The sequence below is a fragment of the Streptomyces sp. FXJ1.172 genome (assembly GCF_001636945.3).
Classification (GTDB): Bacteria; Actinomycetota; Actinomycetes; order Streptomycetales; family Streptomycetaceae; genus Streptomyces.
In genome coordinates this window covers 1666638-1691015 of the sequence record NZ_CP119133.2, presented here as the reverse complement: position 1 = coordinate 1691015, position 24378 = coordinate 1666638, and the positions used below count along the sequence as shown (strand labels likewise).

At 71.8% G+C, this 24378-nt stretch carries 22 protein-coding genes and 1 pseudogene; 13 read left to right on the top strand and 10 right to left on the bottom strand.

Going from position 1 to position 24378, the window contains the following annotated elements:
• Positions 1 to 44: 44 nt before the first annotated feature.
• Positions 45 to 1724: a penicillin-binding transpeptidase domain-containing protein gene (locus A6P39_RS07575; protein WP_275883829.1), complete on the top strand. Its 1680-nt coding sequence runs from the start codon at positions 45 to 47 to the stop codon at positions 1722 to 1724.
• Between the two features lie 19 nt (positions 1725 to 1743).
• Here the strand turns inward: A6P39_RS07575 and A6P39_RS07570 are convergent, their stop codons facing one another.
• Positions 1744 to 2172, bottom strand: coding sequence for a BlaI/MecI/CopY family transcriptional regulator (locus A6P39_RS07570; RefSeq protein WP_067044333.1), 429 nt, complete (start codon positions 2170 to 2172; stop codon positions 1744 to 1746).
• A gap of 140 nt (positions 2173 to 2312) precedes the next feature.
• Between A6P39_RS07570 and A6P39_RS07565 the strand changes: the two genes are divergently transcribed.
• Together A6P39_RS07565 and A6P39_RS07560 are read left to right on the top strand one after the other, a co-directional pair.
• Positions 2313 to 3698, top strand: coding sequence for an MGDG synthase family glycosyltransferase (locus A6P39_RS07565; protein WP_067044336.1), 1386 nt, complete (start codon positions 2313 to 2315; stop codon positions 3696 to 3698).
• A 126-nt stretch (positions 3699 to 3824) separates the two neighbouring features.
• Positions 3825 to 4652 (top strand): COG4705 family protein, encoded by an 828-nt coding sequence (locus A6P39_RS07560; protein WP_067044339.1) that lies wholly within the window; start codon positions 3825 to 3827, stop codon positions 4650 to 4652.
• Here A6P39_RS07560 and A6P39_RS07555 read toward each other — a convergent pair.
• The 5 genes from A6P39_RS07555 to A6P39_RS07535 all read right to left on the bottom strand — a co-directional run bounded on the left by A6P39_RS07555 (position 4627) and on the right by A6P39_RS07535 (position 8516).
• Positions 4627 to 6009 carry a sensor histidine kinase gene (locus tag A6P39_RS07555; RefSeq protein WP_067044342.1) on the bottom strand — a complete coding sequence of 461 codons (1383 nt, stop codon included), beginning with the start codon at positions 6007 to 6009 and terminating at the stop codon, positions 4627 to 4629. The two genes, A6P39_RS07560 and A6P39_RS07555, sit on opposite strands and share 26 nt — an antisense overlap.
• A complete protein-coding gene (locus A6P39_RS07550; RefSeq protein ID WP_067044345.1) occupies positions 6006 to 6668 on the bottom strand; it encodes a response regulator transcription factor in 663 nt (220 codons plus the stop codon). Before A6P39_RS07550 ends, A6P39_RS07555 begins: the two co-directional genes overlap by 4 nt.
• Positions 6669 to 6726: 58 nt before the next feature.
• Positions 6727 to 7332, bottom strand: coding sequence for a phosphatase PAP2 family protein (locus A6P39_RS07545; protein WP_067044348.1), 606 nt, complete (start codon positions 7330 to 7332; stop codon positions 6727 to 6729).
• A complete protein-coding gene (locus tag A6P39_RS07540) occupies positions 7329 to 7997 on the bottom strand; it encodes a DedA family protein (RefSeq protein WP_067044350.1) in 669 nt (222 codons plus the stop codon). Before A6P39_RS07540 ends, A6P39_RS07545 begins: the two co-directional genes overlap by 4 nt.
• A 126-nt stretch (positions 7998 to 8123) precedes the next feature.
• Complete coding sequence (locus A6P39_RS07535) at positions 8124 to 8516, bottom strand: hypothetical protein (RefSeq protein WP_275883828.1); 393 nt, start codon at positions 8514 to 8516, stop codon at positions 8124 to 8126.
• A 13-nt stretch (positions 8517 to 8529) separates the two neighbouring features.
• Between A6P39_RS07535 and A6P39_RS07530 the strand changes: the two genes are divergently transcribed.
• From A6P39_RS07530 to A6P39_RS07500, 7 genes are all read left to right on the top strand, one after another.
• Positions 8530 to 8706, top strand: coding sequence for a 2Fe-2S iron-sulfur cluster-binding protein (locus A6P39_RS07530; RefSeq protein ID WP_234378830.1), 177 nt, complete (start codon positions 8530 to 8532; stop codon positions 8704 to 8706).
• Positions 8707 to 9466: 760 nt separating this feature from the next.
• Positions 9467 to 10489, top strand: a complete 1023-nt coding sequence (locus A6P39_RS07525) for a LacI family DNA-binding transcriptional regulator (protein WP_067044353.1) — start codon at positions 9467 to 9469, stop codon at positions 10487 to 10489.
• A gap of 166 nt (positions 10490 to 10655) precedes the next feature.
• A complete protein-coding gene (locus A6P39_RS07520) occupies positions 10656 to 11903 on the top strand; it encodes a sugar ABC transporter substrate-binding protein (protein ID WP_067044356.1) in 1248 nt (415 codons plus the stop codon).
• A 10-nt stretch (positions 11904 to 11913) separates the two neighbouring features.
• Positions 11914 to 12897: a carbohydrate ABC transporter permease gene (locus A6P39_RS07515; protein ID WP_067044426.1), complete on the top strand. Its 984-nt coding sequence runs from the start codon at positions 11914 to 11916 to the stop codon at positions 12895 to 12897.
• Positions 12894 to 13718, top strand: coding sequence for a carbohydrate ABC transporter permease (locus A6P39_RS07510; RefSeq protein ID WP_067044360.1), 825 nt, complete (start codon positions 12894 to 12896; stop codon positions 13716 to 13718). Before A6P39_RS07515 ends, A6P39_RS07510 begins: the two co-directional genes overlap by 4 nt.
• A gap of 81 nt (positions 13719 to 13799) precedes the next feature.
• On the top strand, positions 13800 to 15536 hold the full coding sequence (locus A6P39_RS07505) for an amylo-alpha-1,6-glucosidase (protein ID WP_067044363.1): 1737 nt from the start codon (positions 13800 to 13802) through the stop codon (positions 15534 to 15536).
• Positions 15537 to 15617: 81 nt separating this feature from the next.
• Complete coding sequence (locus tag A6P39_RS07500) at positions 15618 to 17459, top strand: RICIN domain-containing protein (protein WP_234378831.1); 1842 nt, start codon at positions 15618 to 15620, stop codon at positions 17457 to 17459.
• Positions 17460 to 17628: 169 nt separating this feature from the next.
• On the opposite strand, the gene A6P39_RS07495 is transcribed toward A6P39_RS07500, so the two are convergent.
• Positions 17629 to 18849, bottom strand: coding sequence for a metallophosphoesterase (locus A6P39_RS07495; protein WP_067044366.1), 1221 nt, complete (start codon positions 18847 to 18849; stop codon positions 17629 to 17631).
• Positions 18850 to 18985: 136 nt separating this feature from the next.
• The gene (locus tag A6P39_RS07490) at positions 18986 to 19951 is read right to left on the bottom strand and encodes a pirin family protein (protein WP_067044369.1); all 966 of its coding nucleotides are present in this window, start codon (positions 19949 to 19951) and stop codon (positions 18986 to 18988) included.
• A gap of 182 nt (positions 19952 to 20133) precedes the next feature.
• Here A6P39_RS07490 and A6P39_RS07485 point away from each other — a divergent pair.
• Together A6P39_RS07485 and A6P39_RS07480 are read left to right on the top strand one after the other, a co-directional pair.
• Positions 20134 to 21603, top strand: a pseudogene (locus A6P39_RS07485) (MFS transporter); the annotation flags it as partial.
• Positions 21604 to 21782: 179 nt separating this feature from the next.
• Positions 21783 to 22472, top strand: a complete 690-nt coding sequence (locus A6P39_RS07480; RefSeq protein WP_275883826.1) for an MSCRAMM family protein — start codon at positions 21783 to 21785, stop codon at positions 22470 to 22472.
• A gap of 16 nt (positions 22473 to 22488) precedes the next feature.
• Here the strand turns inward: A6P39_RS07480 and A6P39_RS07475 are convergent, their stop codons facing one another.
• A complete protein-coding gene (locus tag A6P39_RS07475; protein WP_159395998.1) occupies positions 22489 to 22857 on the bottom strand; it encodes a hypothetical protein in 369 nt (122 codons plus the stop codon).
• Here A6P39_RS07475 and A6P39_RS07470 point away from each other — a divergent pair.
• The gene (locus tag A6P39_RS07470) at positions 22856 to 23212 is read left to right on the top strand and encodes a cupin domain-containing protein (protein WP_067044428.1); all 357 of its coding nucleotides are present in this window, start codon (positions 22856 to 22858) and stop codon (positions 23210 to 23212) included. The two genes, A6P39_RS07475 and A6P39_RS07470, sit on opposite strands and share 2 nt — an antisense overlap.
• A gap of 92 nt (positions 23213 to 23304) precedes the next feature.
• On the opposite strand, the gene A6P39_RS07465 is transcribed toward A6P39_RS07470, so the two are convergent.
• Positions 23305 to 24288 carry a pyridoxal-phosphate dependent enzyme gene (locus A6P39_RS07465; protein WP_067044374.1) on the bottom strand — a complete coding sequence of 328 codons (984 nt, stop codon included), beginning with the start codon at positions 24286 to 24288 and terminating at the stop codon, positions 23305 to 23307.
• Between the last annotated feature and the right edge of the window lie 90 nt (positions 24289 to 24378).

Genomic DNA, 24378 nt, shown 5'->3' with positions numbered 1-24378 from the left:
TCCAGGTCGGTGCCGCCTCGCTGGACCCGTCCAGCGGCGCGGTCGTGGCCCTGTACGGCGGGGCGGGCTGGGACAAGGGCCACTGGACCGACAACGCGGACGCCACCGGTGTGCCGGTCGGCTCCACCTTCAAGCCCCTGGACCTGGCGGCCGCCCTCGACCACGGCGCCGTGCTCTCCCCGGGCCAGGCGCCCCAGCCCATCACCCCCGACTCCAAGTTCGACGGCGACGACGGCATCACCGTCAAGGACCAGCAGGGCCGGCAGATGCCGGATCCCTCCGACCCCTCGGGCCTGCTCCACCAGCGCAACGACGTCCCCACGAAATGGGGTTACATCACCCTGCGCAAGGCCATGGAACAGTCCGTCAACACCCCCTACGTCCAGCTCGGCGAGTACGTCGGCTACGACAACGTGGAGGGCGAGGCCCTCAAGGCGGGCCTGCTGCGCAAGAGCCTGCAGTACGACACCCCCGGCTTCTACATCGGCACCTCCACCCCCTCCGCGATCCGCATGGCCGACGCGTACGCCACCTTCGACGACAACGGCGTCCAGCACGAGCCGTACTCGGTGACCAAGGTCATCGCCGGCGGCCAGCCACTGCCCGGCTTCGACAAACCCAAAGGCACCACGGCCATGCCCGCCTCCACCGCCGGCACCGTCACCGACGTCCTGCAGGGCGTCGTCAAGAGCGGAACGGGCACCAACGCGCAAGCCCTGAACCGCCCGGCGGCCGGCAAGACCGGCACCACCGACGACTACAAGTCCGCCTGGTTCATCGGCTACACCCCGCAACTGGTCACCTCCGTCGCCATGTTCAAGGAGGACCCGAAGAACTCCGGCCTGCAGTCGATGAAGGGCGTCGGCGGGTTCTCCAAGGTCTTCGGCGCCGACATGCCCACCGAGGTGTGGACCGCCTACATGACCGCCGCCCTCCAGGGACAGCCCGTCCAGCAGTTCCCGCCCGCACCCCCGCTCGGCCACGGCAGCAACGAACCCGGCGCCCCCCAGCCCACCCCACCGCCACCCGCAGCACACCCACCCCCACCCGAGCACACCCGCCAAACCCAGCCCCTCCACCGGAGCCTGCCGCCACCACAAGAAACAGTGCCCCGCCCCGAGCCCGACCGACACCACCGGCACCACCGGCGGCACGACCGGCGGCACGACCGGCGGCGGACTCCTCGGCGGCACCACCGGCAACGGCGGCACCACCACCGGCACAACCGGCGGAGGCACCAACGGCGGAGGCACCAACGGCGGCGGCACCACCGGGGGCACCTCGCCCACACCCACCTTCGGCGGCCAACGCCGGCATCCGTAGCGGGACGGCGGGACGCTCATGGTTCTCCGGCGTCCCTGCCGGCCTGTGGTGGCGGACTGCCCGCAAGGAGCACCGTTACGGGCGGTGCTCCTTGCGCTTCTGCCGCTCATGACCGCCGCGGCAGGAGCCGGACGGCGTCCCGGCCGATGCGAGAGCGGCGCGCTGTCCACCATGTGATCGCTGTCGGACGCGGCGTCGGCCAAGCCGGCACAGCAGAACGCCGGCAGCACGCCACCCGTCGCGAAGGCCGGCGGGACGTCGTCGTCCACCACCGCCAACTCCGTGTCTCCGGGCAGGCGGACGCACTCCCGCCGCGCCCGCACGAGATGACGGAGCTGCCGTACGGCGGCCCCGGCCGGCGAGACGATGCCGGCACGGCCGTGACGGCGAACGGGACGTAGACGCCGACCAGCATCCGGCTCACCGCTTCCGGCGGGAGCGCTCACTCTCGGCGGGTGTCTCCTCTTGCCCGGACAGCAACTGCTGCAGCAGGTGCTCGTCCTGCGCCGACAGTTCCGACACGAAGCTGGCCAGCACGGCCTCGCGGTCGGCGCCGCCCACGAGCAGGGAGTGCATGCGCTGGGCGGTGTGGGACGCCTCGTCACGGGCCGGCTCGTAGGCGTAGCCGCGCCCCTCACGGTGCCGCACGAGCATGCCCTTCTCATGAAGCCGGGTCAGGATCGTCAACACGGTCGTGTAGGCCAGGTCGCCCGGCAGCCGCTCCCGGACCTGCCGTGCGGCGAGGGGCTCGTCGGCGGCCCAGAGCGCGGCGAGCACATCGCTCTCCAGCTCACCGCGGGCCCGCCTGCCGGCTGCTCCCCGGGTGTCCCCGCGCCTTCGGTCCTCCACCGTCCGCCTTCCTTCGTTCGCTTCCGTACAGGCTACCGGCGGCCAACTACTACTTGTAGGAGGTATGCTCCGGCTTCAAACCTCGGACTACTACATCTCGTAGAGTTCCGTCGCTCCCTTCATGCTGCGGAGGAAAGCCCATGCCCCACGCCGGAAACACGGCGCCCGGACTCGCCCTCGCGGGCGCGATTCCGCCGCAGCGGGCCACGACGCGTCACTCAGGCCGGATCGCCGTCGTCTCCGCGAGCGTCGGAGCCGGTCACGACGGTGCGGCCGCCGAACTCGCCCGGCGCCTCACGGCGGACGGCTTCACGGTCGACCGGTTCGACCTGCTGGATCTCCTGCCCGCCCAGCTGGGCCGTGCCGTCCAAGAGGGTTACCACCGCATGCTCGTTCGCGCGCCATGGGTCTATCAGCGGATCTACTCCAGCACCGAGCGCGCCGGAGGCGGCGGCCCGATCGCGCGCGCACTGCTCCGCACGGCCGAGGACCGGGTGTTGCGTGCCCTTCCCCAGGGCACAGGAGCGGTGGTCTCCACCTACCCGGGGGCCAGCCGGGTCCTGGGCAGCCTGCGCCTGAAGAGGCGTCTGAGCGTTCCCGTCCTGACGTATCTGACCGATTTCTCGGTGCATCCCCTGTGGGTGGCGGACGGCGTCGACGTCCACCTGGCCGCCCACGCCGTACCCGCCGCCCAGGCGCGGGCGGCAGGGGCACGGGACGTGCGGGTGTGCGGCCCGGTCGCCGACCCCCGGTTCCGCCCCTGCGACACCGGGCAACGCACCCGTGCGCGCGCGGAGTTCGGGCTGCCGCAGCGGGCCCCGCTCGCCCTTCTGGTCGCGGGGTCGTGGGGCGTCGGACCGGTCCGCAAGGTCGCGCGCGAACTGCGCGACTGCGGGGCCGCCGTTCCGGTCGTCGTGTGCGGCCGGAACGAGACCCTGGCCGAGCAACTGCGCGCGGACGGCATCGAGCACGCCTACGGCTGGGTCGAGGACATGCCCGGCCTGATGCACGCCGCGGACGTCCTCGTCCAGAACGCCGGCGGACTCACGTCACTGGAGGCGTTCGCCTCGGGGCTGCCCGTCGCCAGTTACCGCTGCATACCGGGGCACGGGCTGACCAACGCGGCCGCCCTGGACGAAGCAGGCGCGGCCGTGTGGATTCGTGACCTGGCCGGTCTCAAGGCGGCGCTGTGCGACCTGATCGACGGTCCGCTCGGGGCACAACAGCGCGCGACGGGACTCGCCTTGTTCGCCCGGACCCCGGACGGTGGTCCGGCGGCCGAGATCGCGCGCGTGCACCGGACGGGTCTGCCCGAGGGGAATCAAGAGCCCCCGCTGCCGCGGCGGAGGCGACCGCGCCGGCCGGCCGCGACCGCCGCGGTGGCCACCGCCGTGTGGGCGTGCGCCGTCGGCACGGGGATGGCGACGGCGCACGACGGTCCGGACCTGATGCGTGCCATCGGCAACGGCCTTGTGGACGGCTTCGCCGGGCACCACGCCCACCGGCAGGGGGATCAGCACTCGTGACCATCGCCCGGACACCGCCCCGGCCTTCGACGACGGACCCGACCCCCGCTCGCCCTGGTCCGGGAGATCGCGGCGGCCGGCGGCGGTCAGGATGTGTTCAGGTGCCGGGTGGCACGGTCGGGCAGCATGACCCATGAAACGTCTGAGAGCCAGGTGGTTCCGGAGGCAGGCCAGGCAGGGCTCGCCCGTCACCGGCCGCGCTGGAACAAGGTGCCGGAAGTCACCGTCCACTTCTGGATCATCAAGGTGCTGTGCACGACGGTCGGGGGGACCGCGGCCGGCCTGCTGAGCGAGAAGGCCGGTCTGGGGCTGACCGGTGTGTCGCTGCTGATGAGCGCCCTGCTGGCCGTCGTCCTGGTGGTCCAGTTCCGTTCCAGGGGTCACCGCCCGGGCGTCTACTGGCTCGCCGTCGCGCTGATCGGCGTCGTCGGCACCCTGGTCAGCGACAACCTCACCGACACCATGGGCCTGGCGCTCGAGACCACCACCACGGTCTTCGCGATCGCCCTGGTGATCGTCCTCGCCGCCTGGTACCGCACCGAGCGCACCCTGTCGGTCCGTCACATCGACACCACCCGCCGCGAGGCGTTCTACTGGCCGGCCGTCCTGTTCGCCTTCGCCCTCGGCACCTCCGCCGGCGACCTGGCCGCCGAGAAGACGGGCCTCGGGTACTGGCTGTCCGCCGTCCTGTTCGCGGCCGCCATCGCAGCGCTGGCCATCGCGCACTTCGCGCTGGACCTGGACGCGGTGTGGAGCTTCTGGATCGCCTACATCCTCACCCGCCCCCTCGGCGCCTCCATCGGTGACTACCTCTCCCGGCCCACCGGCGACGGCGGCCTCGGCCTCGGCTCCGTCGTCACCGGCGCCCTGTTCCTGGCGGTCGTTCTCGGGCTGGTCGTCCACCTCTCCGCCACCCGCGAGGAAGCGGTCAGGCGGCCGGCAGACTCACCGTGAACCGTGTCCCGGGCGTGTGCGCGGGGTCGTACGACACGTCGCCGCCGACGGCGCGGGCCAGGCGTCGCGCGAGCGGCAGCCCGAGGCCGGCGCCGTCGTGGCCGTCCTGCTCGTCGGCGCGCCGGCCGGGCTGGAACAGCTCGCCGGCGAACGACTCGGGCACGCCCGGGCCGTCGTCGACCACGTCGATGCGTACGGTGCCGGACACGCGCCGTGCGGCGACGCTCACGCCGGAGCGGGCGTAACGCAGGGCGTTGGCGAGCAACGGGCTGACGATGCGTTCCAGGAGGGCGGGGGCGACCCCTGCCTCAAGCCCCGTTGCCCCGGGCACGACGGTGGCCTTGACGTCGTCCGGTGTGTCGAGGCGCTGGATCATGCGGTCGAGGACGGGGACGACGTCGGTCGTTCCGGGGGCCGTGGGCTGGTTCAGCGTGTTGTCACGGGCGTCGTCGAGGAGCGTGTCGCAGATCGTGCGCATCGACTGCGCGGCCTCGGCGATCACTTCGTGGGTGGCGCGCGTCTCCGCTTCCGAGCGGGGGCGGGTGCGCCACCAGTCGAGTTCGATGACGATCCGGGTGAGGGGGGTGCGCAGTTCGTGGGACAGCTCGCCGGTGAGCTGCCGTTCGTGGCGCAGCACGGTGCGGATGCGGTCGAGCAGTGCGTCCAGGGAGGCGCCCAGGCGGGCGAGTTCAGCCGGGTGTTCCTCGGCCCGGAAGCGGTCGTCGGAGCCCACGGCACTCCACTGGGTGGCCTGGTCGGTCATCGTCCGCACCGGGCGAAGTGCCCGTCCGACGGCCAGACGCGTGAGCACGTAGGTGCACGCCAGCATGATCGCGTCCAGGATCACCGATCCCAGCAGCAGGGTGTCGGCCGAACTGCGGTAGGGGCCCAGGTCCAGGGCGGTGACGACCGTTGCGGCGGTGTGCCGGCCGTGCAGGGGCCTGGAGCACAGGCGGACGGGCTGGTGCCCCTCGCCGTCGACGGCGGTGCACGCCGGGGTGCGCCGTGCGGCCAGCCGGTCGGCGGCCTGCGTCAGCGGGCTGCCGGCCACCGCCGACGCGGGCTTTTCCAGAAGTCTGGGGCCGGCGTAGATCCACACGTTCGCGTCGAGGAGACCGTCGTTGGAGGTCTCCAGGACGCGCACCCGCGAGCCCCTGGTATCGACGGTCGTGGCGACGGCGGCGGCCCTGTTGCGCAGTTCGTCGTCCGCCTGATGTTGCAGGTGCCTGTCCATCACGACGTTGAACACCACGGTCAGGACGGCGATCAACAGGGCGGCCGTGGTCAGTGCCACGAGGGAGAGCCGGCCGCGCAGGGTGCGGGGCGCCAGACGGCGCAGGACGCGTTCGGGATTCATGACAGGCGGTGTCCGATCCCGCGTGCCGTGCCGATCGTCAGCGAGCTGCCGGCCTCGCGCAGCTTACGGCGCAGCCGCGTCAGGTACTGGTCCAGGGCGTTGTCACTCACCTGCGCTCCTTCGGGCCAGGCCGCCCTGATCAGCTCGCGCCGCGGCACATGGGAGCCCGCCGCGGCGACGAGGGGCCCGAGCAGCCGGAACTCCGTCGGGGTCAGGGCGACGCGGACACCGTGCACAGTGGCGCTGTGTCCGACCGGGTCCAGGACGAGGTCCCCGACCGTGGCCGTCGAAGCCGGCGCGCCTCGTTTGAGAGCGGCTCTCAGCCGTGCGGCGAGTTCGACGAGGTGGAAGGGCTTGGGCAGATAGTCGTCGCCACCTGCGGAGAAGCCGGACAGCCGGTCGGTGAGCCGGTGCCGGGCGGTCAGGAAGATCACGGGAGCGAGGAAGCCGCTCGCGCGCATGGCCTGGCACACGTCCCGTCCGTCCGCGTCGGGCAGTCCGATGTCCAGGACGGCCGCCGCGACATCGGCGGTGGCCAGCCGCAGGGCCGTCGCGCCGTCGGGGGCGAGGACGGGTTCGAAGCCCTCCTCGGTCAGGCCCCGGCGCAGTACGTCGCGCAGGGCGTGATCGTCCTCGACGACGAGGATCTTGTGGCGCATGATCCTCCAGAGGTCTTCTCGGTCACATGGCGGGTCGGGTCGGCGACGGGCTGTCGGTTCACGCGGCGACGAGCAGGGGACGCAGCCGCCCGGATGCGATCCGCCGGGCCAGCGTGTGCGCATGTCTGTGCAGCACGGTCATCGGCAGCAGCGCGGCGAGGGCGCCGACGGCGAGTCCGGCGACGACGTCGTGCGGATAGTGTGCACCCACCCAGACGCGTGAGGCCGCCATCGCCAGGGCGGCCGCGGCCCCGAGCGCGCCCAGCCGCCGTGAGACGAACAGGAGCGCCACCGCGGCGGCCGCCGCGATCGCCGCGTGGTTGCTGGGGAAGGACCAGTCGCCGGGGGCGGGGCACGCCTCCAGAACCTTCACGTGCAGGCTCTGGCACGGGCGGTCCTCGCGGACCACCAGCTTGAGCGCGGAGTCGACGCCGTACGCGGCGATGACGACCACCGGTACCGCCAGTGCCGCCACAGCGGCCGCGGGCCCCACCCGCCGGGCGCGCCACCAGCCGACGGCCGCCAGAAGAGCGAACAGCGCGAGTCCGTACGTCGACCAGAACGACACCAGAGCGTCCAGCCAGCCGGGCGAGTGCCGGGCCAGGCGAACGACGTCCAGGTAAGCGGATCCGTCGACCGAGGACCCGTCGAAGGCCATGATCATCCGCGCTCCTCCCGCGCCTTGGCCGTCCGGCGGGACCGGAGGACCTCGCTCAGCACAGGGATCAGCGACACGAGAACGATCAATGCGACCAGCGGCAGCAGGTAGCGGTCGATGTTCGGTATCGAGGATCCGAGTGCGTAGCCGGCGAGAGTCAGGCCGAGGCTCCACACCAGCCCGCCGATCACCTGCCAGACGGTGAACGTCCGGACCGGCACGCCGAGCGCGCCCGCCATCGGATTGAGGACGGTCCGCACCACCGGCACGAAGCGGGCCAGGACCACGGCCTTCTCGTATCCGTACCGCTCCAGCAACTCCTCGGCCCGCTGCGCCCCCTCACGCAGCCGTGCCGAACGGCTGCGGGCGAGCAGTGCCCCGCCCGCCTTCCGGCCGAGCACATACCCGCACTGCGCACCGGCCAGCGCACCGAAGGCGGCCGCGACCAGCAACGGTCCCAGCGACAGGTGGACGGGCTGGCCGGCCGACCCCGTGCACAGCAGCCCCGCCGTGAACAGCAGCGAGTCCCCGGGGAGGAAGAAGCCCACCAGCAGTCCGGTCTCGGCGAACATCACCACGCCCACGCCCAGGACGCCGAACGCGGTGAGCAGCGATCGTGCGTCCAGCACGTTGACGGCCAGCTGCGAGGCGAGATGCAGCGGTGTGGTCATTGGCGCCGGGCCTTCCCAAGAATGACTACAGGCATGTAGACGATTTACGAACTGTAGACGAACGGCGAGCGGGGAGCGTTCCCGCGGACCGACGGCAGCCGGTGGACACCGGTCGGTGAACGGCGGTCAGTGACCTGAAGCACCACCACCGGCGGGGTGAACGTCGTCGTCCCGCACCTCGGTACCGCCGGCCCCTCCGTGGTCGACCAGCCGGCCGACCTCGTACCCCAAGGGCGCCCAGGGCCGGACGCCGGCCGCCGGGGGAGGGGGCGCAGGTGCAGGGGTACACACTACCGGGGTGACCGGGACGCGGACCGCATGCGCCGCGAACACGGCGTCCGCGGGGCCTGCACGGTGCTGGTGGACGGCGAGGCCGTCCGGTCCTGCCTCATGCTGGCCGTGCAGTGCGAGGGCAGCTCGGTACGGACCGTGGAAGGACTGGCCGGACCCGACGGCGAGCCCCACCCGCTCCAGCGGGTCCTTCTCCGCCGAGCACGCGTTGCAGTGCGGCTTCTGCACGCCCGGCTTCCTCATGGTGGCCGCGGGCGTCCTGGAGGCCGACCCCGCGATCGGGGAGGACCCGGAACGCGTCCACGGCCTCGTCGAGTCCAACATCTGCCGCTGTACCGGGTACGAACCCATCCGGCGGGCGATCACGCGTGCCGCGACCGAGTCGTCCACGCGCAGCGACCCGGGACGCGGGGCGTGACGCACCGGTCCCGTCGCCATCGACATCCGTACGTCCTCGACGCATGTGTTCGGCACCGCAGCAGCCTCGGCAGATCGCGCTCGGGGCACGTTCGTGTAACACACACGGTTGACCCGTCCGAAACCCTCCGTCAGCTCGCCGTCAAGGCCCGGAAGCAGGTAGCACAGCATCTGCAGGCCGTCCGAGCCGGAGAAGGCGTACCGGCCGGCCGGCGGCGGCCGCCGGCGGCGTACGCACGAGGTCGGCATCCCACCTGGTCCGCATCCGCCACACGCGTCATGCGTGAGCGATGAGCCGCCCCTCGCGGACCACGGTGACGGTCGTCTTCACGGCACGCCCGACCGCCGTTCCCGCCACGGTGAAGGTGCCCCGCCGTCCTCGAACCTCGGTTTCGGCAGATGTCGAACCGGTTCGATCGTGGTGTCGTGTCAACGGAGGGGCTTTCCCGGGGGGCGGCACGGCGGCCTGCAATCCCGGGGGTTGGGTGCCAGGGCGTCGGGTGGATCGCTTCTTCGAACCGGTTCCGGGAAGCTAGCACCGGGTCATCTGACCAGCAATCCCTTCGGCCCAAGGTCTTCCCGGCCTCCTCGCGGGTCGGAAAAGTCCCGCCGGAGGTGTTGACAGGCGTAGGGACACTTCCTACCTTCGCTTCACGCGAACCGGTTCGACAACTGGCTTCGTTTCGCGTTCCACCCCGCCACTCTCACTTCCGGTGAGTACTCCATCAAGGAGTCGAACCGGTTCGAGCAAGGAGCCGTCCGTGAACATCGGTGAGATCGCCCGGCGGGCCGGTGTCTCGCGGAGCACCGTGTCCTACGCGTTGAGCGGCAAGCGCCCGGTGTCGGACGACACCCGGCGGAAGATCCAGGAGGTCATCGACGAGCTGGGCTACCGGCCGAACGCCAGTGCGCGAGCCTTGGCCAACGGCCGGACCAGCACGATCGGTCTGGTGTTCCCGCCGGCCGGGAACCACTACACCGGCATGCAGCTGGACTTCATCGGCAGTGTGGTGGAGGCCGCCGCGGCCTACGACTACGACGTACTGCTGTCCCCGAGCGGGGTGGACAGTGACCGCTCGTTCCAGCGGCTGCTGGGCGAGCGGCGGGTCGACGGCGCGATCCTGATGGAGATCAGACTGGAGGACGACCGGGTCGATCACCTGGCCGCCCTGGACTTCCCCTCCGTCGCCATCGGGCGTACCGCCCATCCGGAGGGCGGCTGGTGGGTCGGCCTGGACCACACCGCACTGGCGGCGGCCTGCGTGCACCACCTGGCGGACCTCGGCCACCGCAGGATCGCCTTCGTCAACCGTCCCGAGCAGCTGCTGCGGGCCGGGTACGAGTCCGCGCACCGCGGCCTGGACGGATTCACCAAGGCCGCCGCCGAGCGCGGGCTGACGGTGCGGACGTACTGCTGCGGGGACGACGCGGCATCGGGCCAGGCCTGTCTGGAGCGGATCCTGCACGACGACCCGGCCACCACGGCTCTGGTCACGCTGAACGAGGCCGCCCTCGGTGGCCTCTACCGGGGGCTCGCCCAGGCGGGCCGCCATGTGCCGCGTGACTTCTCCGTCACCGGGGTCGTCGCCAGCCGATGGGCGGAGACGGTGACCCCGCAGCTCACCGCGGCCGACGTACCGGCGGAGGAAATGGGCCGGCGGGCCGTCGACCTGCTGGTGGAGCGGCTCGACCACCCCGACGCGCCGCCCCGGCACCACCTCCTCGCACCGCCCGTCTCCCTGCGGGCCAGCACCGGGCCCGCCGGAGCCGGTACGGCGTCCTGACCGCATCGGCGTAATCCCGCCTCACGTCACGTAGCTCTCCTCACCTCTGGATCGCCTCACCACACCGGACGCACGAACTGCCCGGCAGCGCGGTTCGCCGTGCCCGTTTTTCCGGATCACCCCATGCCCTCGGCACCCGCACGTCCCGAACAAAGGAACTCCTGTCATGGACAGATCCACCAGACAGCTCCGTCTGACCGCCGCGGCCGTGACCGCCCTGGCCGTGGCCGTCACCGCCACCGCCTGCTCCTCCGGCTCGGGCAGCAGCGGCGCCAACGGCGCCGGCAGCGGCACGTACACCGTCTGGGACCCGTACCCGCAGTTCGACAAGGGCTCGGCCTGGGCGAAGTTGCTGGACCAGTGCGGCACCAAGGCAGGCGTGAAGATCAAGCGGACCACCTTCGACACCAGCGACCTGGGCAACAAGACGCTGCTCGCGGCCCAGCAGGGCAACTCGCCGGACGTCCTCATCGTCGACAACCCCGTGGTGTCGACCCTGGCCGAGGCGGGCGTGCTCACCACGACCGACGACACCAAGCTGGACACCTCGAAAGTCGACCCCAACCTGCTCGCGGCCGGCCAGTCGGGCGGCAAGACCTACGGCACGCCCATCGGCGCCAACACCCTTGCCCTCTACTACAACAAGAAGGTGCTCAAGGAGGCCGGCGTCGACATCGCCTCGGTCAAGGACTGGACGTCGCTGACGGCGGTGCTGGCGAAGGTCAAGAAGGCGGGGAAGAAGGGCATCACGTTCTCGGCGATCGGCACGGAGGAGGGCAGTTTCCAGTTCCTGCCGTGGTTCTGGGGCGCGGGCGCCAAGCTGACCGCACTCGACTCCGCCCAGGCCGTGTCCGCCCTCTCCCTGTGGAAGGACTGGCTGAAGAACGGCTACGCCCCGAACTCGGTGCTCAACAACACCCAGACGACCAGCTGGCAGGAGTTCGCCGGCGGTGACTTCGCGTTCAGTGAGAACGGCACCTGGCAGCTCTCCAATGCCAAGAAGGCAGGCCTCGACTACGGCGTATTGCCCATCCCCGGCGCGAATGGAGGCAACGCCGCGGCCCCGACCGGCGGCGAGTTCGTGACCATCCCGGTCCAGAAGGACACCGGCCGCTACACCACCTCCCAGAAGCTGGTGACGTGCCTGACCAGCACCGACAATCTCCACGACACCGACAGCACCCTGTCCTACGTGGCCCCCACCAGTGAGGTCCAGGACAAGCAGGTGGCGGGGAACGCCGAGTTGAAGCCATGGGTGGACGCGGTGAAGGCAGCCAAGGGCCGCACCAGCGACGACCTGGGCATCAAGTACCCCAAGATCTCCGAGCAGATGTGGAAGGCCGTCCAATCCGCCCTCAGCGGGTCCAAGTCACCCAAGGACGCGCTCACTTCGGCACAGGCCGAGGCCAAGTGACATGAGCCCGATGAAGCAGACGACACATCCGCCGGCCCACCGGACCGCGGGCGTCCGCAACGGGGCGGCCACCGCTGCTCCGCCCCCGGCCCGCAGCGGGAAACGCCGCCGGCCCACCTCCACGCAGTGGGCCGCCTGGGGCTTCCTCGCCCCGGTGACCCTCTACCTCGCCCTCTTCTACGCCTATCCGCTCTACCGCAACCTCGACCTGAGCCTGCGCAACTACACCGTCCGCTCCTTCGTCCAGGGCGACGCCCCGTTCACGGGCCTGGCGAACTACCGCACGGTCTTCGACGACCCGACCTTCGCCCCGGCCCTGCTCCACACTGCGCTCTTCACCGCCGTGTGCCTGGTCTTCCAGTACGCCATCGGCCTGGCCCTCGCGGTCTTCTTCAACCAGAACTTCAGGCTGTCGGCCACTCTGCGCGCCCTGTTCCTCGTGCCCTGGCTGCTGCCGCTGATCGTCTCGGCCTCCACCTGGTCGTGGATGCTGGGCAGCGAGTCGGGCGTCGTCAACGCGGCCCTGCACGCCCTCGGCGTCGGGCCGGTGAACTGGCTGACCTCGCCCTCGTGGTCGCTGACCTCGGTGATCATCGCGAACATCTGGATCGGTGTCCCGTTCAACCTGGTCGTGCTCTACAGCGGCCTGCAGTCCATCCCCGCGAGCCTGTACGAGGCCGCTGCCCTCGACGGTGCGAACGCCTGGCAGCGCTTCTGGCGCGTCACCTTCCCGTTGCTGCGCCCGGTGTCCGCGATCACCCTGCTCCTGGGGCTGGTCTACACGCTCAAGGTCTTCGACATCATCTGGATCATGACCAAGGGCGGCCCGGCGGACTCGTCCACCACCTTCGCCACCTGGTCGTACCAGCTCGGCTTCGGCAACCTCCTGCCGGCCTTCGGCCCCGGCGCGGCCGTGGGCAACCTGCTCGTGGTCGCCGCCCTGGTCTTCGGCCTGGTCTACGTCCGGGCCCAGAGAAAGCAGGCCCTGTCATGAGCCGAAGCCGCAGGCGTACGTGGGCGAAGACCACGATCGGTGTCGTACTGACCGGGATCATGCTCTTCCCGGTCTACTGGATGCTCAACGTCTCCCTGACCCGTGACCAGTTCATGCGCAAGAGCCCGCCGGACCTGCTGCCCCTCCACGGCACCCTGGCCGGCTACCGCACCGTCCTCGACGAGCAGCTGCCCTACCTCGGTACCAGCCTCGTCATCGGCCTGGGCACCGTCGTCCTGACCGTCGCCCTGTCCGCACCCGCAGGCTACGCCCTGGCCAAGCTGCGCCCGCGCGGCGCCGGCATCCTGAACTTCGTCCTGCTCGCCGCCCAGATGATCCCCGGCATCATCATGGCGATGGGCTTCTACGCCATCTACCTCCAGCTCGGCCTGCTCCAGTCCGTCCCCGGCCTGATCCTCGCCGACTCCACCCTGGCCGTCCCCTTCGGCGTCCTCATCTTCACCGCGTTCATGTCCGGCATCCCCGGCGAACTGCTCCAGGCCGCCAGGACCGACGGCGCCGGACCGCTGCGCACCTTCTGGTCCATCGTCCTGCCGATCAGCCGCAACGCCGTCGTCACCGTGTCCCTGTTCGCGTTCCTGTGGTCCTGGTCCGACTTCGTCTTCGCCGCCACCCTGGTCAACGGCGGCGCCCACGAGCCGATCAGCCTGGGCATCTACCACTACATCGGCAACAACGACCAGCAGTGGAACGCCATCATGGCCACCGCCGTCGTCGCCTCCCTGCCGACTGCGGTCATCCTCGTCCTCGCCCAGCGCTACGTCGCCGCCGGCGTGACCGCCGGTGCCGTCAAGGACTGAGTCCCCCAGCCCCGGTGTGCGACGGCTGACCCCACGCGTCAGCCGGCCGCTGCCCCCTGCTCCAGAAACGAGTCACGCCACATGACCGCCGCCCGACCCGGCCCGGCCTTCTCCGTCCGCGACATCCCGTTCAGTACGTACGGTTCCTGGTTCGACATCTCGCCCGTCGTGGCGGAGAAGACGTACGCCGAGGACCTCCACCTCGTCTCGCACCAGAACGGCATGCACGCCGTGCTGCGCCTGGTCCCCCGGAACACCACAAAGGGCGACCGCGCCGAGACCCGCGTCGAGGCGACACCGGGCCTGCTCAGCTGGCTCGGAGCGAGCGGGCACATCGACCTCGCCTACGAGTCGCCGGACACCGTACGCCTGCGGGGGAGCGGCCTGGGCTTCGGTGTCCTCGCCGCCGCGCACGCCCTGACCCCTTTCAGCGGAACATACTTCTTCCACGACCCGGCCGCGGACGCGTACGTCTTCACGTCGTACGAGACCGGGCGCCGGTACCGCGTCACCCTGCTCGCCGGCACCGTCGCCGAGGCGGCGGGAGCCCAGGCGCTGGGCAGCGCCGAGCGTGGACTCGCCGTGACCGCGGAGGGGGACGGCGCCTGGGAGATCGCGATCGAGGAACTCGGCACCTCCCGTCCCCCGTACACGAACTCGGCGAGCTTCGAGGACGTCGTGGAATCTGCGCGGGGCGCGTTCGCGGACTTTGCCGACGCGGTGGCCCCCTGGCGCTCGGCAGCCACACCGGCCGCCGAACTCGCGGCCTACGTCGTCTGGTCGGCGACCGTACGCCCGGCGGGCCTGGTCACCCGGCCCGCCGTGCTGATGTCCAAGCACTGGATGGACAAGGTCTGGAGCTGGGACCACTGCTTCAACGCCCTCGCCCTGGCACCCGGTTGCCCCGAACTGGCCCTGGACCAGTTCGCCCTCCCCTTCGACCACCAGGACGACAGCGGCGCCCTGCCCGACTCCGTCACCCACGCCGAAGTCCTGTACAACTTCGTCAAGCCACCCATCCACGGCTGGGCCTTCGGCCACCTGCGCCGTCGGCTGCCGACGCCTCTCACCCAGGCCGAACTCGCCAAGAACTACGACCGGTTGGAGCGCTGGACCGACTTCTGGCTCACCGCACGACGAGGCCCCGACGCCGAACTCGCCCACTACCAGCACGGCAACGACAGCGGCTGGGACAACGCCACCACCTTCGACCCCGAGCGAGCCGTCGTCACCGCTGACCTCGCCGCCTTCCTCGCCCTCCAGCAGCGCGAACTCGCCGAACTGGCCGAGGTGTTGGGCAAAGTGGATGCGGCGCGCCGGTGGAGGGCCGCAGCGGAGAAGACACAGGCGGCGCTGCTCGACCAGCTCTGGACCGGCGACCGGTTCGTCGCCCGGGGAGTCGCCACCGGGGAAAGCTGGAGCAGCGCCGGCCTCCTCGACCTGATGCCCATCGTGCTCGGCGAGCACCTGCCCGGCGACGTCAGCAACGCGCTGGCCCATCACATCAAGGCCCACCTGACGCCGTACGGCCTGGCCACCGAACTGACCACCTCACCGCACTACCTCGCCGACGGCTACTGGCGCGGCCCGATCTGGGCCCCCGCCACCGTCCTCGTCGAAGACGGCCTGCGCCGCGCCGGCCACCACCGGCTGGCCGACGACATCAGCGCCCGCTTCCGCACCCTGTGCGAGACACATGGCTTCGCCGAGAACTTCGACGCCCTCACCGGAACGGGTCTGCGCGACCGCGCATACACCTGGACCGCCAGCAGCTACCTCCTGCTGGCCGAAGCACACGCACACCGGGCCGGCCGCTGACCGGCCGTCTCCCGCACAGCCCCGGTGCCGTACGAGCCCCGGCCGTCCTCCGCCCCCAGGAGCCGCACAATGAACTCGCCCATGACCCTTCGCAGGCCCACGACGCGCACCAGGCGCCGAGCGGTCTCGTCCGTCGCCGTCCTCATGGCAGCCCTGGCCTCGACCCTGGCGCCCGCCGCCCCTTCCCAGGCCGCGGACACCGGCGTCACCGTCGACTTCGCCACCGCCGGAGGTGCCCCCACCTACCACGCCTCCGGCATGATCTACGGAATGACGCCGAACGGCTCACTCCCGCAGGACCACTTCTTCAAGGACATCAAGTGGCACTTCATGCGGGCCGGCGGAGCCCAGCTCAACAGCGGCGGCTACGCCACCAGCCTCGCCGACTACCAGACCCGCTGGAACTCCACCCTGGCCCAGTACAAGCGCACCGTTGCCCTCGGCGGCACCTTCGTCCTGCTGCCGCACGACCTGTGGGGCGCGGACGGCACCACCAACCAGGGCTGGCCGGGCGACAACGGTGACTGGACGCAGTTCGACAACTTCGTCACCCAGCTCATCAGCGACGTCAAGGCCAACAACATGACCGTCGAGTGGGATCTGTGGAACGAGCCCGACGGCAGCGGCTTCTGGAAGCCTCCGCAGGCGCAGTACCTGCAGATGTGGTCGCGCTTCTACGCCCGGGTCCGGGCCGCCTTCCCGGACCAGCTCATCGTCGGCCCCAGCACCGCGAGCCAGCCGAACGCGTCCAACACCTGGTGGACCACGTACCTGAACTACGTCAAGGCCAACAAGGTCGCGCCGGACATCTACAGCTGGCACGACGAACCGGGTGATCCCGCGACCGACGTCAGCCGTGCCGACTCCGCCCTCGCCGCGGCCGGCCTGACCCGGACCCGCCCGTACCAGATCAACGAGTACGCCACCTTGTCCATGCAGTCCCCGGGCGGTGGAGCCTGGTTCATCGGCCGCCTGGAGCGCGCCGGCGCCGACGGTCTGCGCGGCAACTGGGCCTCCGGTACGGGCCTGCACGACGACGAGGCCAATCTGCTCACCAAGAACAGCGTCGGCCAATACCTGCCGCTGGGCGAGTGGTTCATGTACCGCTACTACGGCTCGCAGACCGGCAACATCGTCAACTACATCCCCGGCAGCAACACCGACGGCCTGGCCACCAAGGACAACACCGCCCAGAACGCCAAGGTCCTCATCGGCAGCAACGGCAACACCGGCAACGTCACCGTCCACCTCACCGGCCTGAACACCACCTCGGTCGTGGAGAACAACCAGGTCCGCGCCGTCGTCCAGCGCATCCCCTACAACAACGGCGCCGCCGTCACCGGCCCCGTCACCGTCTCCGACACCACCCTGGCCGTCACCGGCAACGCCGCCTCGCTGACCGTCCCCTACACCGACGCCAAGGACGGCTACACGATCACCCTGCTCCCGCCTTCCGACACCACCGTCTCCACCGTGGCGGTGAGCGAGAACAGCGGCCAGTGCCTGGACGACACCGACCTCAGCACGGCCAACGGCACCCAGTACCAGCAGTACTACTGCGAGGGCGGCTACCAGCAGATGCTCGACCTCAAGCAGGTGAGCGGCAAGCCCAACACGTACACCGTGGTCAATGAACTGAGCGGCAAGTGCCTCGACGTCTCCGGGGCCTCCACCGCCGACGGTGCCGCCGTCATCCAGTACGCCTGCAACGGCGGCACCAACCAGCAGTTCACCCTCAACCGAGTCACCGCACTGGGCAACGGCGAGGACTACCAGCTGGTCGCCGTCCACAGCGGCAAGTGCGTGGACGTCAGCAATGTATCCACCACGGCCGGCGCCCCGATCCACCAGTGGACGTGCGACCCGGCGAGCGCCCTCGCCACCAAGAAGAACCAGGTCTGGCGGCTGGTCGGCAAGGGCTGACGGACGACGGATCCAGCAGGCCCGCGCCGCGTGGCCGTCCCACAGCAGGACGGCCACGCACGTGCGTGCACCTGCACGGCGTGAAGGCTGTTGCCCCGACTGAGTGGGGCTCACCCGCGAAACGACCGTACGACGCGGGGCGTCGAAGAGATCGCGGGCCCGCTCCGTGTTACGGCGAGGTGGGCGGGTGCGGGGAGCGGAGTACGAGCAGGGTGATCTCGCTGGGGGCGAAGACGCGGAACGGCGGGCCCCAGAAGCCGGTGCCGCGGCTGGTGTAGAGGAGGGTGCGGGTGCCGTGGTGGCTGAGGCCGGCGAGGGCGGGCTGGTCGATGCCGACGAGGTGGTGGAAGGGCCAGATCTGGCCGCCGTGGGTGTGGCCGGAGAGCTGGAGGTCGACGCCCGCGGCTGCCGCCCGGTCGACGAACTTGGGCTGGTGCGCCAGGAGCAGGACGGGCAGGTCGGGGTCGGCGCCGTTCAGGGCTCCGGCGAGGTGGGCGCGGTGGCCCGCCAGGCCGGAGGACTCGGCGGTGACGTCGTCCACGCCGGCGACCACGAGGGTGTCGCCTCCGCGTTCGAGCAGCAGGTGGCGGTTGCGCAGCGGCTCCCAGCCCAGCTCGTCCATCAGGTCGACCCAGCCCTGGGCCTCGCTGTAGTACTCGTGGTTTCCGGTGACGTAGACCCGGGCCCGGGTGGCCCGCACGGTTCCGAGCGGGGCGGCCTGGGCGCGGCGGCGTTCGGCCGTGCCGTCCGCGATGTCGCCGGTGTGGCAGACCAGGTCGGCTTCCAGGGTGTTCACCGTCTCGCACACCCGTGCCGACCAGCGGGCGCGGTCGAGCGGGCCGTAGTGGGTGTCGGTAATGAGAACGACGCGGATGCCGTCCAAACCGGCGCCCAGTCGGGGGAGTTGCACGTCGAGTCGGCGCACGCGTGGTACGCGGCGGGCCTCGGCGTAGCCCCAGGCGAGCAGTACGGCGGTTGTGCCGAGGACGGCCCACGTGACGATGCGGGCCCGGTCCTGACTCCCGCCGACGCCGGCCACGCTCAGGGCGAGCCGCAAGAGGACGCCGAGCAGAACGGACCAGGTGAACAGGACCCAGCTGGCGCCCAGCAGGGTGTCGCCGACGATCGCCGCCCGGTCCTGCTGGCGCCGGCCGTGGCCGCGCCCCATCGCGACCGGCATACATATGAGGCCGAGGGCGAACAGGGCGGTGCCGGCCGGCGTGACGGGCAGCGGCCAGTGCTGGCCGGTGTACAGGAGCACCCAGCAGGGCACGGCCCACAGCAGGACGGGGGCGATCAGGGGGATGTAACGCATGAGGCGGTGCAGTCGGCTCTGCCGCGGAGCTTGTGCTTCACCCTCGGCGGGCCGAGTGCTGCTGGTGTCGGTCACGCTTCCCCTCCCTGACCACGCTGCCGTCCCGCGCACTGTATCCGGTCGCCCTCGGGCCGGCCGGACCGGCGTTCCCGGCCTCCTCGGAAGAGCCGGCTGTTGCCTCGGAGGAGGCGAATTGGCAGAAATTACCCGCTCAGCGCACCCGACCCCGCGGCTTCAGTGGCACGGCCGGCAGCTCGGGTGCAGGCAGCGGGTTGCCGTCGTACCCCTTCACCTCCCCGAATCTCGACGCGTTCATCCAGTCCGTGCGGGCCTGTTCGATCTCCGTCTGGGTACGCGCCACGAAGTTCCACCACATGATCAGCTCCTCGGCGAACGGTTCGCCGCCCAGCAGCATGATCCCGGCGTCCGACTCGGCGCGCAGCGGCAGTTCGGTGCGGCCGCAGCCGAGGTAGAGCATCGAGCCGGGCAGCACCGGTACGCCGTCCACGTGCACCTCGCCGGACATCGCCAGCACGCCGTACTCGAAGTCCGGTTCCAGGGGCAGCCGGACGTCGGCGCCCCGGGTCAGGGTCAGGTCCGCGCCGACGATCGGGGTGTACGTCGTACCGGGGGAGAGCGAGCCGTCGAGGTCGCCCAGGATCACCGTGGCGGTCAGGCCGGGCGCGGTGACCGTGGGCAGGTCCGGGTGGTACTCGAACGCCGGGTCGGTGTGGCGGTGTTCGTCCGGCAGCGCGACCCACAGCTGGGCGCCGTGCAGGAAGCGGGCGTGCGGGCGCGGGCTCTCCTCGGAGTGGCTGATCCCGCGGCCCGACGTCATCAGGCCCAGTTGGCGGGGGAGGATCGTGCGCAGGCTGCCCGTGGAGTCGCGGTGCAGCACCTCGCCCTCGTGCAGCCAGCTCACCGTCTGCAGGCCGATGTGCGGATGCGGCGGGACCTGCATACCGGGCTCGTCGGCGATGTCGTCGGGGCCGTAATGGTCGACGAAGGCCCACGCGCCGATCATGCGCCGGCCGAGGTTGGGCAGCAGCCGGCGCACCTCGGTCGACTCGCCCAGCTTCACATGACGGGGGCTCAGCAGCTCGCGCACGGGTTCGGCGACGACGAACCCGCGGCCACCGCAGACACTGGGCACGGGCGCGCGGTCAAGGTTGCTCATGCCGCCCAACCTAGCGGCCGGCGGTCCGGGTTGCCGGGCGGACGGGCCGCCGGACCCGCGAACGGAGTCCGGTCCGCGTCGCGGGCGGATGTGCGGGATCGGTGACAATGCTTGGTTAAGTCAATCAACTGACTTACCTTCGGATGGAGCACGCCCACCGTGTCCCCGATGGAGGCCCGCCCATGTCCTCAGCGCATCCCCGGCACGCCGAGGCGGGGGAGCCCGCCGCAGCGCGGACGAACGTCGTAGTCGCGGTGCTGGCCCTCGGCGGGATCGTGGTCTCGCTGATGCAGACCCTGGTCATCCCGATCGTGCCCGAACTGCCCAGGCTGCTGCACGCCTCCGCCTCCGACGCGGCCTGGGCGGTCACCGCGACCCTGCTCGCGGCGGCCGTCGCCACGCCCGTCATGGGGCGGCTCGGCGACATGTACGGCAAACGGCTGATGCTGCTGACCAGCCTGGCGATGCTGGTCGCGGGCTCGGTGACGGCCGCGCTCAGCGACGGTCTCGCCCCGATGATCGCAGGACGGGCGCTGCAGGGCCTGGCCTCCGGAGTCATCCCGCTCGGCATCAGCATCATGCGCGACGAACTGCCCGCCGGACGGCTCGCCTCCGCCACCGCCCTGATGAGCGCCTCGCTCGGTGTCGGCGGCGCGCTCGGCCTGCCCGCCGCCGCGCTGATCGCCGACCACTACGACTGGCACGTGCTGTTCTGGACCTCGGGCGCACTCGGCGCCGTCGCCGGCGTGCTCGTGCTGCTGCTCGTCCCCGAGTCCAGGGTGCGCACCGGCGGCCGCTTCGACCTGCCCGGCGCGCTCGGCATGGCCGCCGGCCTGAGCTGCCTGCTGCTGGCCGTCTCCAAGGGCGCGGACTGGGGGTGGCGGAGCGGTACGACGCTCGCTCTGTTCGGGGCGGCCGTCGTCGTCCTGCTGGTCTGGGGCCTGTTCGAACTGCGCACCGGACAGCCCCTGGTGGACCTGCGTACCACGGCCCGCCGCCAGGTGCTGTTCACCAACCTCGCCTCGGTCGCCTTCGGCTTCTCCATGTTCGCGATGTCCCTCGTGCTTCCGCAGCTCCTGCAGCTGCCCAAGGCGACTGGATACGGCCTCGGCAAGTCGTTGCTCGACGCCGGTCTGGTGATGGCGCCGACCGGCCTGGTGATGATGGCGGTGGCGCCCGTGTCCGCCCTCATCTCCCGTGCCTGGGGCCCGAAGGTGACGCTGATGTGCGGCGCGGTGATCGTCGCCGCCGGGTACGGGCTCAACGTCGTGCTGATGCACGCCGTATGGGAGCTGCTGGTGGCCTCCTGCGTCATCGGCGCCGGCATCGGCTTCGCCTACGGCGCGATGCCCGCGCTGATCATGGGCGCCGTCGACCCGGCCGAGACCGCCGCGGCGAACAGCCTCAACACCCTCATGCGGTCCATCGGCACCTCCACCGCCAGCGCTGTCGCGGGCGTGATCCTCGCGCAGATGACCACCGCCTTCGGCGCGACGGCGCTGCCCTCCGAGAACGGCTTCAAGGTGGTCATGGCGGTCGGGTCCGGCGCCGCGATCCTCGCGCTGCTGGTCGCCGTGTTCATTCCGCGCCGGGCGGTACCGGTGGCGCGGGCGGTGCCGCAGGCACAGGCGCGGGCGCAGGGGGCAGCGGTGGGCGGCGGCGCGCCGGTGCGGGCCGGTGCCGAGGCGGAGGCCGCAGGCGGGGCCGGCGCAAGGGAGCCGGGCGGGCGCCGGTTCGCACGGCCGGCGCGCGCGGCGCCGGGGGTACGCCCGTGCGCGGGTTCGTGCGGGAAGCCGACGGGACCGGCGTCGCGCGGGCCGCGGTCACGCTCGTGGCGCTGGACGGACGGCAGGTGGGCCGGTGCGTCGCCGGGGCCGACGGCGGGTACGCCGTGACGGCGCCCGGCGAGGGAAGCTATGTACTCGTCGCCTCCGCCGGTGGCCGTCGTCCGCAGGCCCGCACCGTCGTCGTCGGCGCCCAGCCGGTCGCGTACGACCTGCTGCTCGACGGCACCAGCGGGCTGGCCGGCGTGGTGCGGGCCGCGGACGGCGGGGCGCCGGTCGCCGGGGCGGCCGTGATCGTCACCGATGTGCGCGGGGAGGTGCTGGCGAAGCAACGGACCGACGGGACGGGCGAGTTCGCCTTCACCGGTCTTGTGCCGGGCACGGTCACCCTCGCGATCAGCTCACCCGGGCACCGCCCGCTCGCGCTGCCCGCGGAGATCCCCGCCACCGGTGTCACCCGCGTCGAGGCCGAGCTGCGCTCCGGCGCGCAGGTGCACGGCACGGTGCGGGGCGCGGGCGGACCGCTCGGCGACGCCCGGGTGACCCTGGTGGACGCCGTGGGCAACGTCGTCGCCTCGACCACCACCGGCGACGACGGGGCGTACGCGTTCTCCGACCTGGACGGCGGCCAGTACACCCTGATCGCGGCCGGTTACCCGCCCCGGGCCGCGGGAGTGACCGTCCGCGGCGCGGGAGTCGAGGGCCACGACATAGAACTCGCCCATCCGGCGGCGTAGTCGGCCCGGGCGCTCGTCACGGTTCGGCGCGCCCGTGCACGGCCCTGCGCCGAGCAGCACCCGGCGCAGCAGCACCCGGCGGGGCCGTACCGTGCCGGCCGGCGGACGCGGCGGCCGCGGTACGGCGCGGTACGGCGCGGTGCGCCCGCGCGGCCAGGGTGGCCCGCGGCCGCTCCTCGAGCGCAGCTCGGTCGTCTCCGCGAGCGGGGTGATCTCGTGACCGGCGCCCGTGGTGTCCCGGGGCCGGATGGCGGCGCCCCGGCGCGGGGCCGACGATGGAGGCGTGGGGTACGGCCGTCGCCGCAGCGCCGGTGCCGTCCGAGGCCGCCGGGGGACGGTGGCCGGCCCCGGCCGCGGTCAGCGGCCGGAAGGAGGACGCCGTCATGCTGGAAGTGAAGACGGTCGAGAAGCCGGACGAACGGCGCGACTTCCCCCGCGGCCACATCGAAGCCCTGCACCTGACCGGCCTCGACTTCGCGGTGGGCACCTTCGAGCCCGGCTGGCGCTGGTCGCAGTGCGTGGCCCCGATCGCGGGCACGAAGAGCTGCATGGTCGCGCACAGCGGTTATGTGCTGCAGGGGCGGATGCATCTGGTGATGGACGACGGTGGCGAGGGCGAGGTCGGCCCCGGCGACGTCTTCGTGATCCCGCCCGGCCATGACGCCTGGACCGTGGGGGACGAGCAGTGCGTGGTCCTCGACTTCGCCGGAACCATGGCCAACCAGTACGCGAAGAGCTGATCCGCCGAGGGCGGCGGGCCGGTCACATCATTGGAGGACGGATCTCCGGGCCGCCCAGGGCGCGGCCCGGTGATCCGTACGGGTCGCCGCGGTCAGTTCACTTCGTCGGTGAACTCGGCCGCCCCCTCCTCCGCGAACGCCACCGCGTCCGGATGACCGAACAGGCCGGGCAGCCCGCCGGTGTGGACGAACACCGTCTTCTCGCCCGGCCGGACGTCCCCCTCGGCGACGGCCGCGCGCAGACCCGCCAGGGCCCGGCCGGTGTACACGGGGTCGAGGACCAGACCCTCGGTACGGGCGGCGAGCCGGAGTGCCTCGCTCGCCGGGCCGGTCAGCGTCGCGTACCCGCCGCCCACCTGATCCCGGCGCACCCGCAGCCCCTCGGCCGTGATCTCCTGTGTCGCGAGCGGTGCCGCGAACCGGGCCACCGCCGCGGCCGGGTCCGCCAGCGCGCCCACGTCGACACCGAGCACCGAGCCCGGGCCGAGGGCCGCGACCAGCCCGGCCATGGTGCCGCCGGAGCCGAGCGCGACCACCACCGTCCGCATCTCGGGCACCTGCTCGTCCAGCTCCTCGCCGCAGCGCACATAGCCCCGCGCGCCCGGCACGCCCGACCCGCCGAACGGGATCAGCGCCGGCCGCGCACCGTCCGCCCGCAGCAGCGCACACACCTCGGCCGCGGCCAGGTCCAGCCCCGCCTGGTCCACGTCGCCCGCCCAGGCGAGCCGCGCGCCGAACAGCCCGTCCAGCGCGAGGTTCCCGGAGCGCGAGAGGCCGGGCGCGCCGCGCAGCACGAGCACGGCGGCCAGACCCAGCCGGGCGGCCGCGGCGGCGGTCAGCCGGGCGTGGTTGCTCTGCGGGGCGCCCGTGGTCACGAGCGTGTCCGCGCCCTCGGCGAGGGCCGCGCCCACCGTCCACTCCAGCTTGCGGATCTTGTTCCCGCCGCCGCCCAGACCGGTCAGGTCGTCCCGCTTGATCCACAGGTCCTCCGGCCCGAGCCCGAGCGCGGCGGCCAGCCGGGGCGCCGGTTCGACGGGCGTGGGGAAGGTGCCGAGCGGTACGGGGGAGTGGCTCATGACGTACGTCCTTCGGAGCGGATCAGGGGCAGACCAGGTGCGGACCAGGTGCGGATCAGGCGCGGACCGCGGCCGTTCGGGACCAGTCGA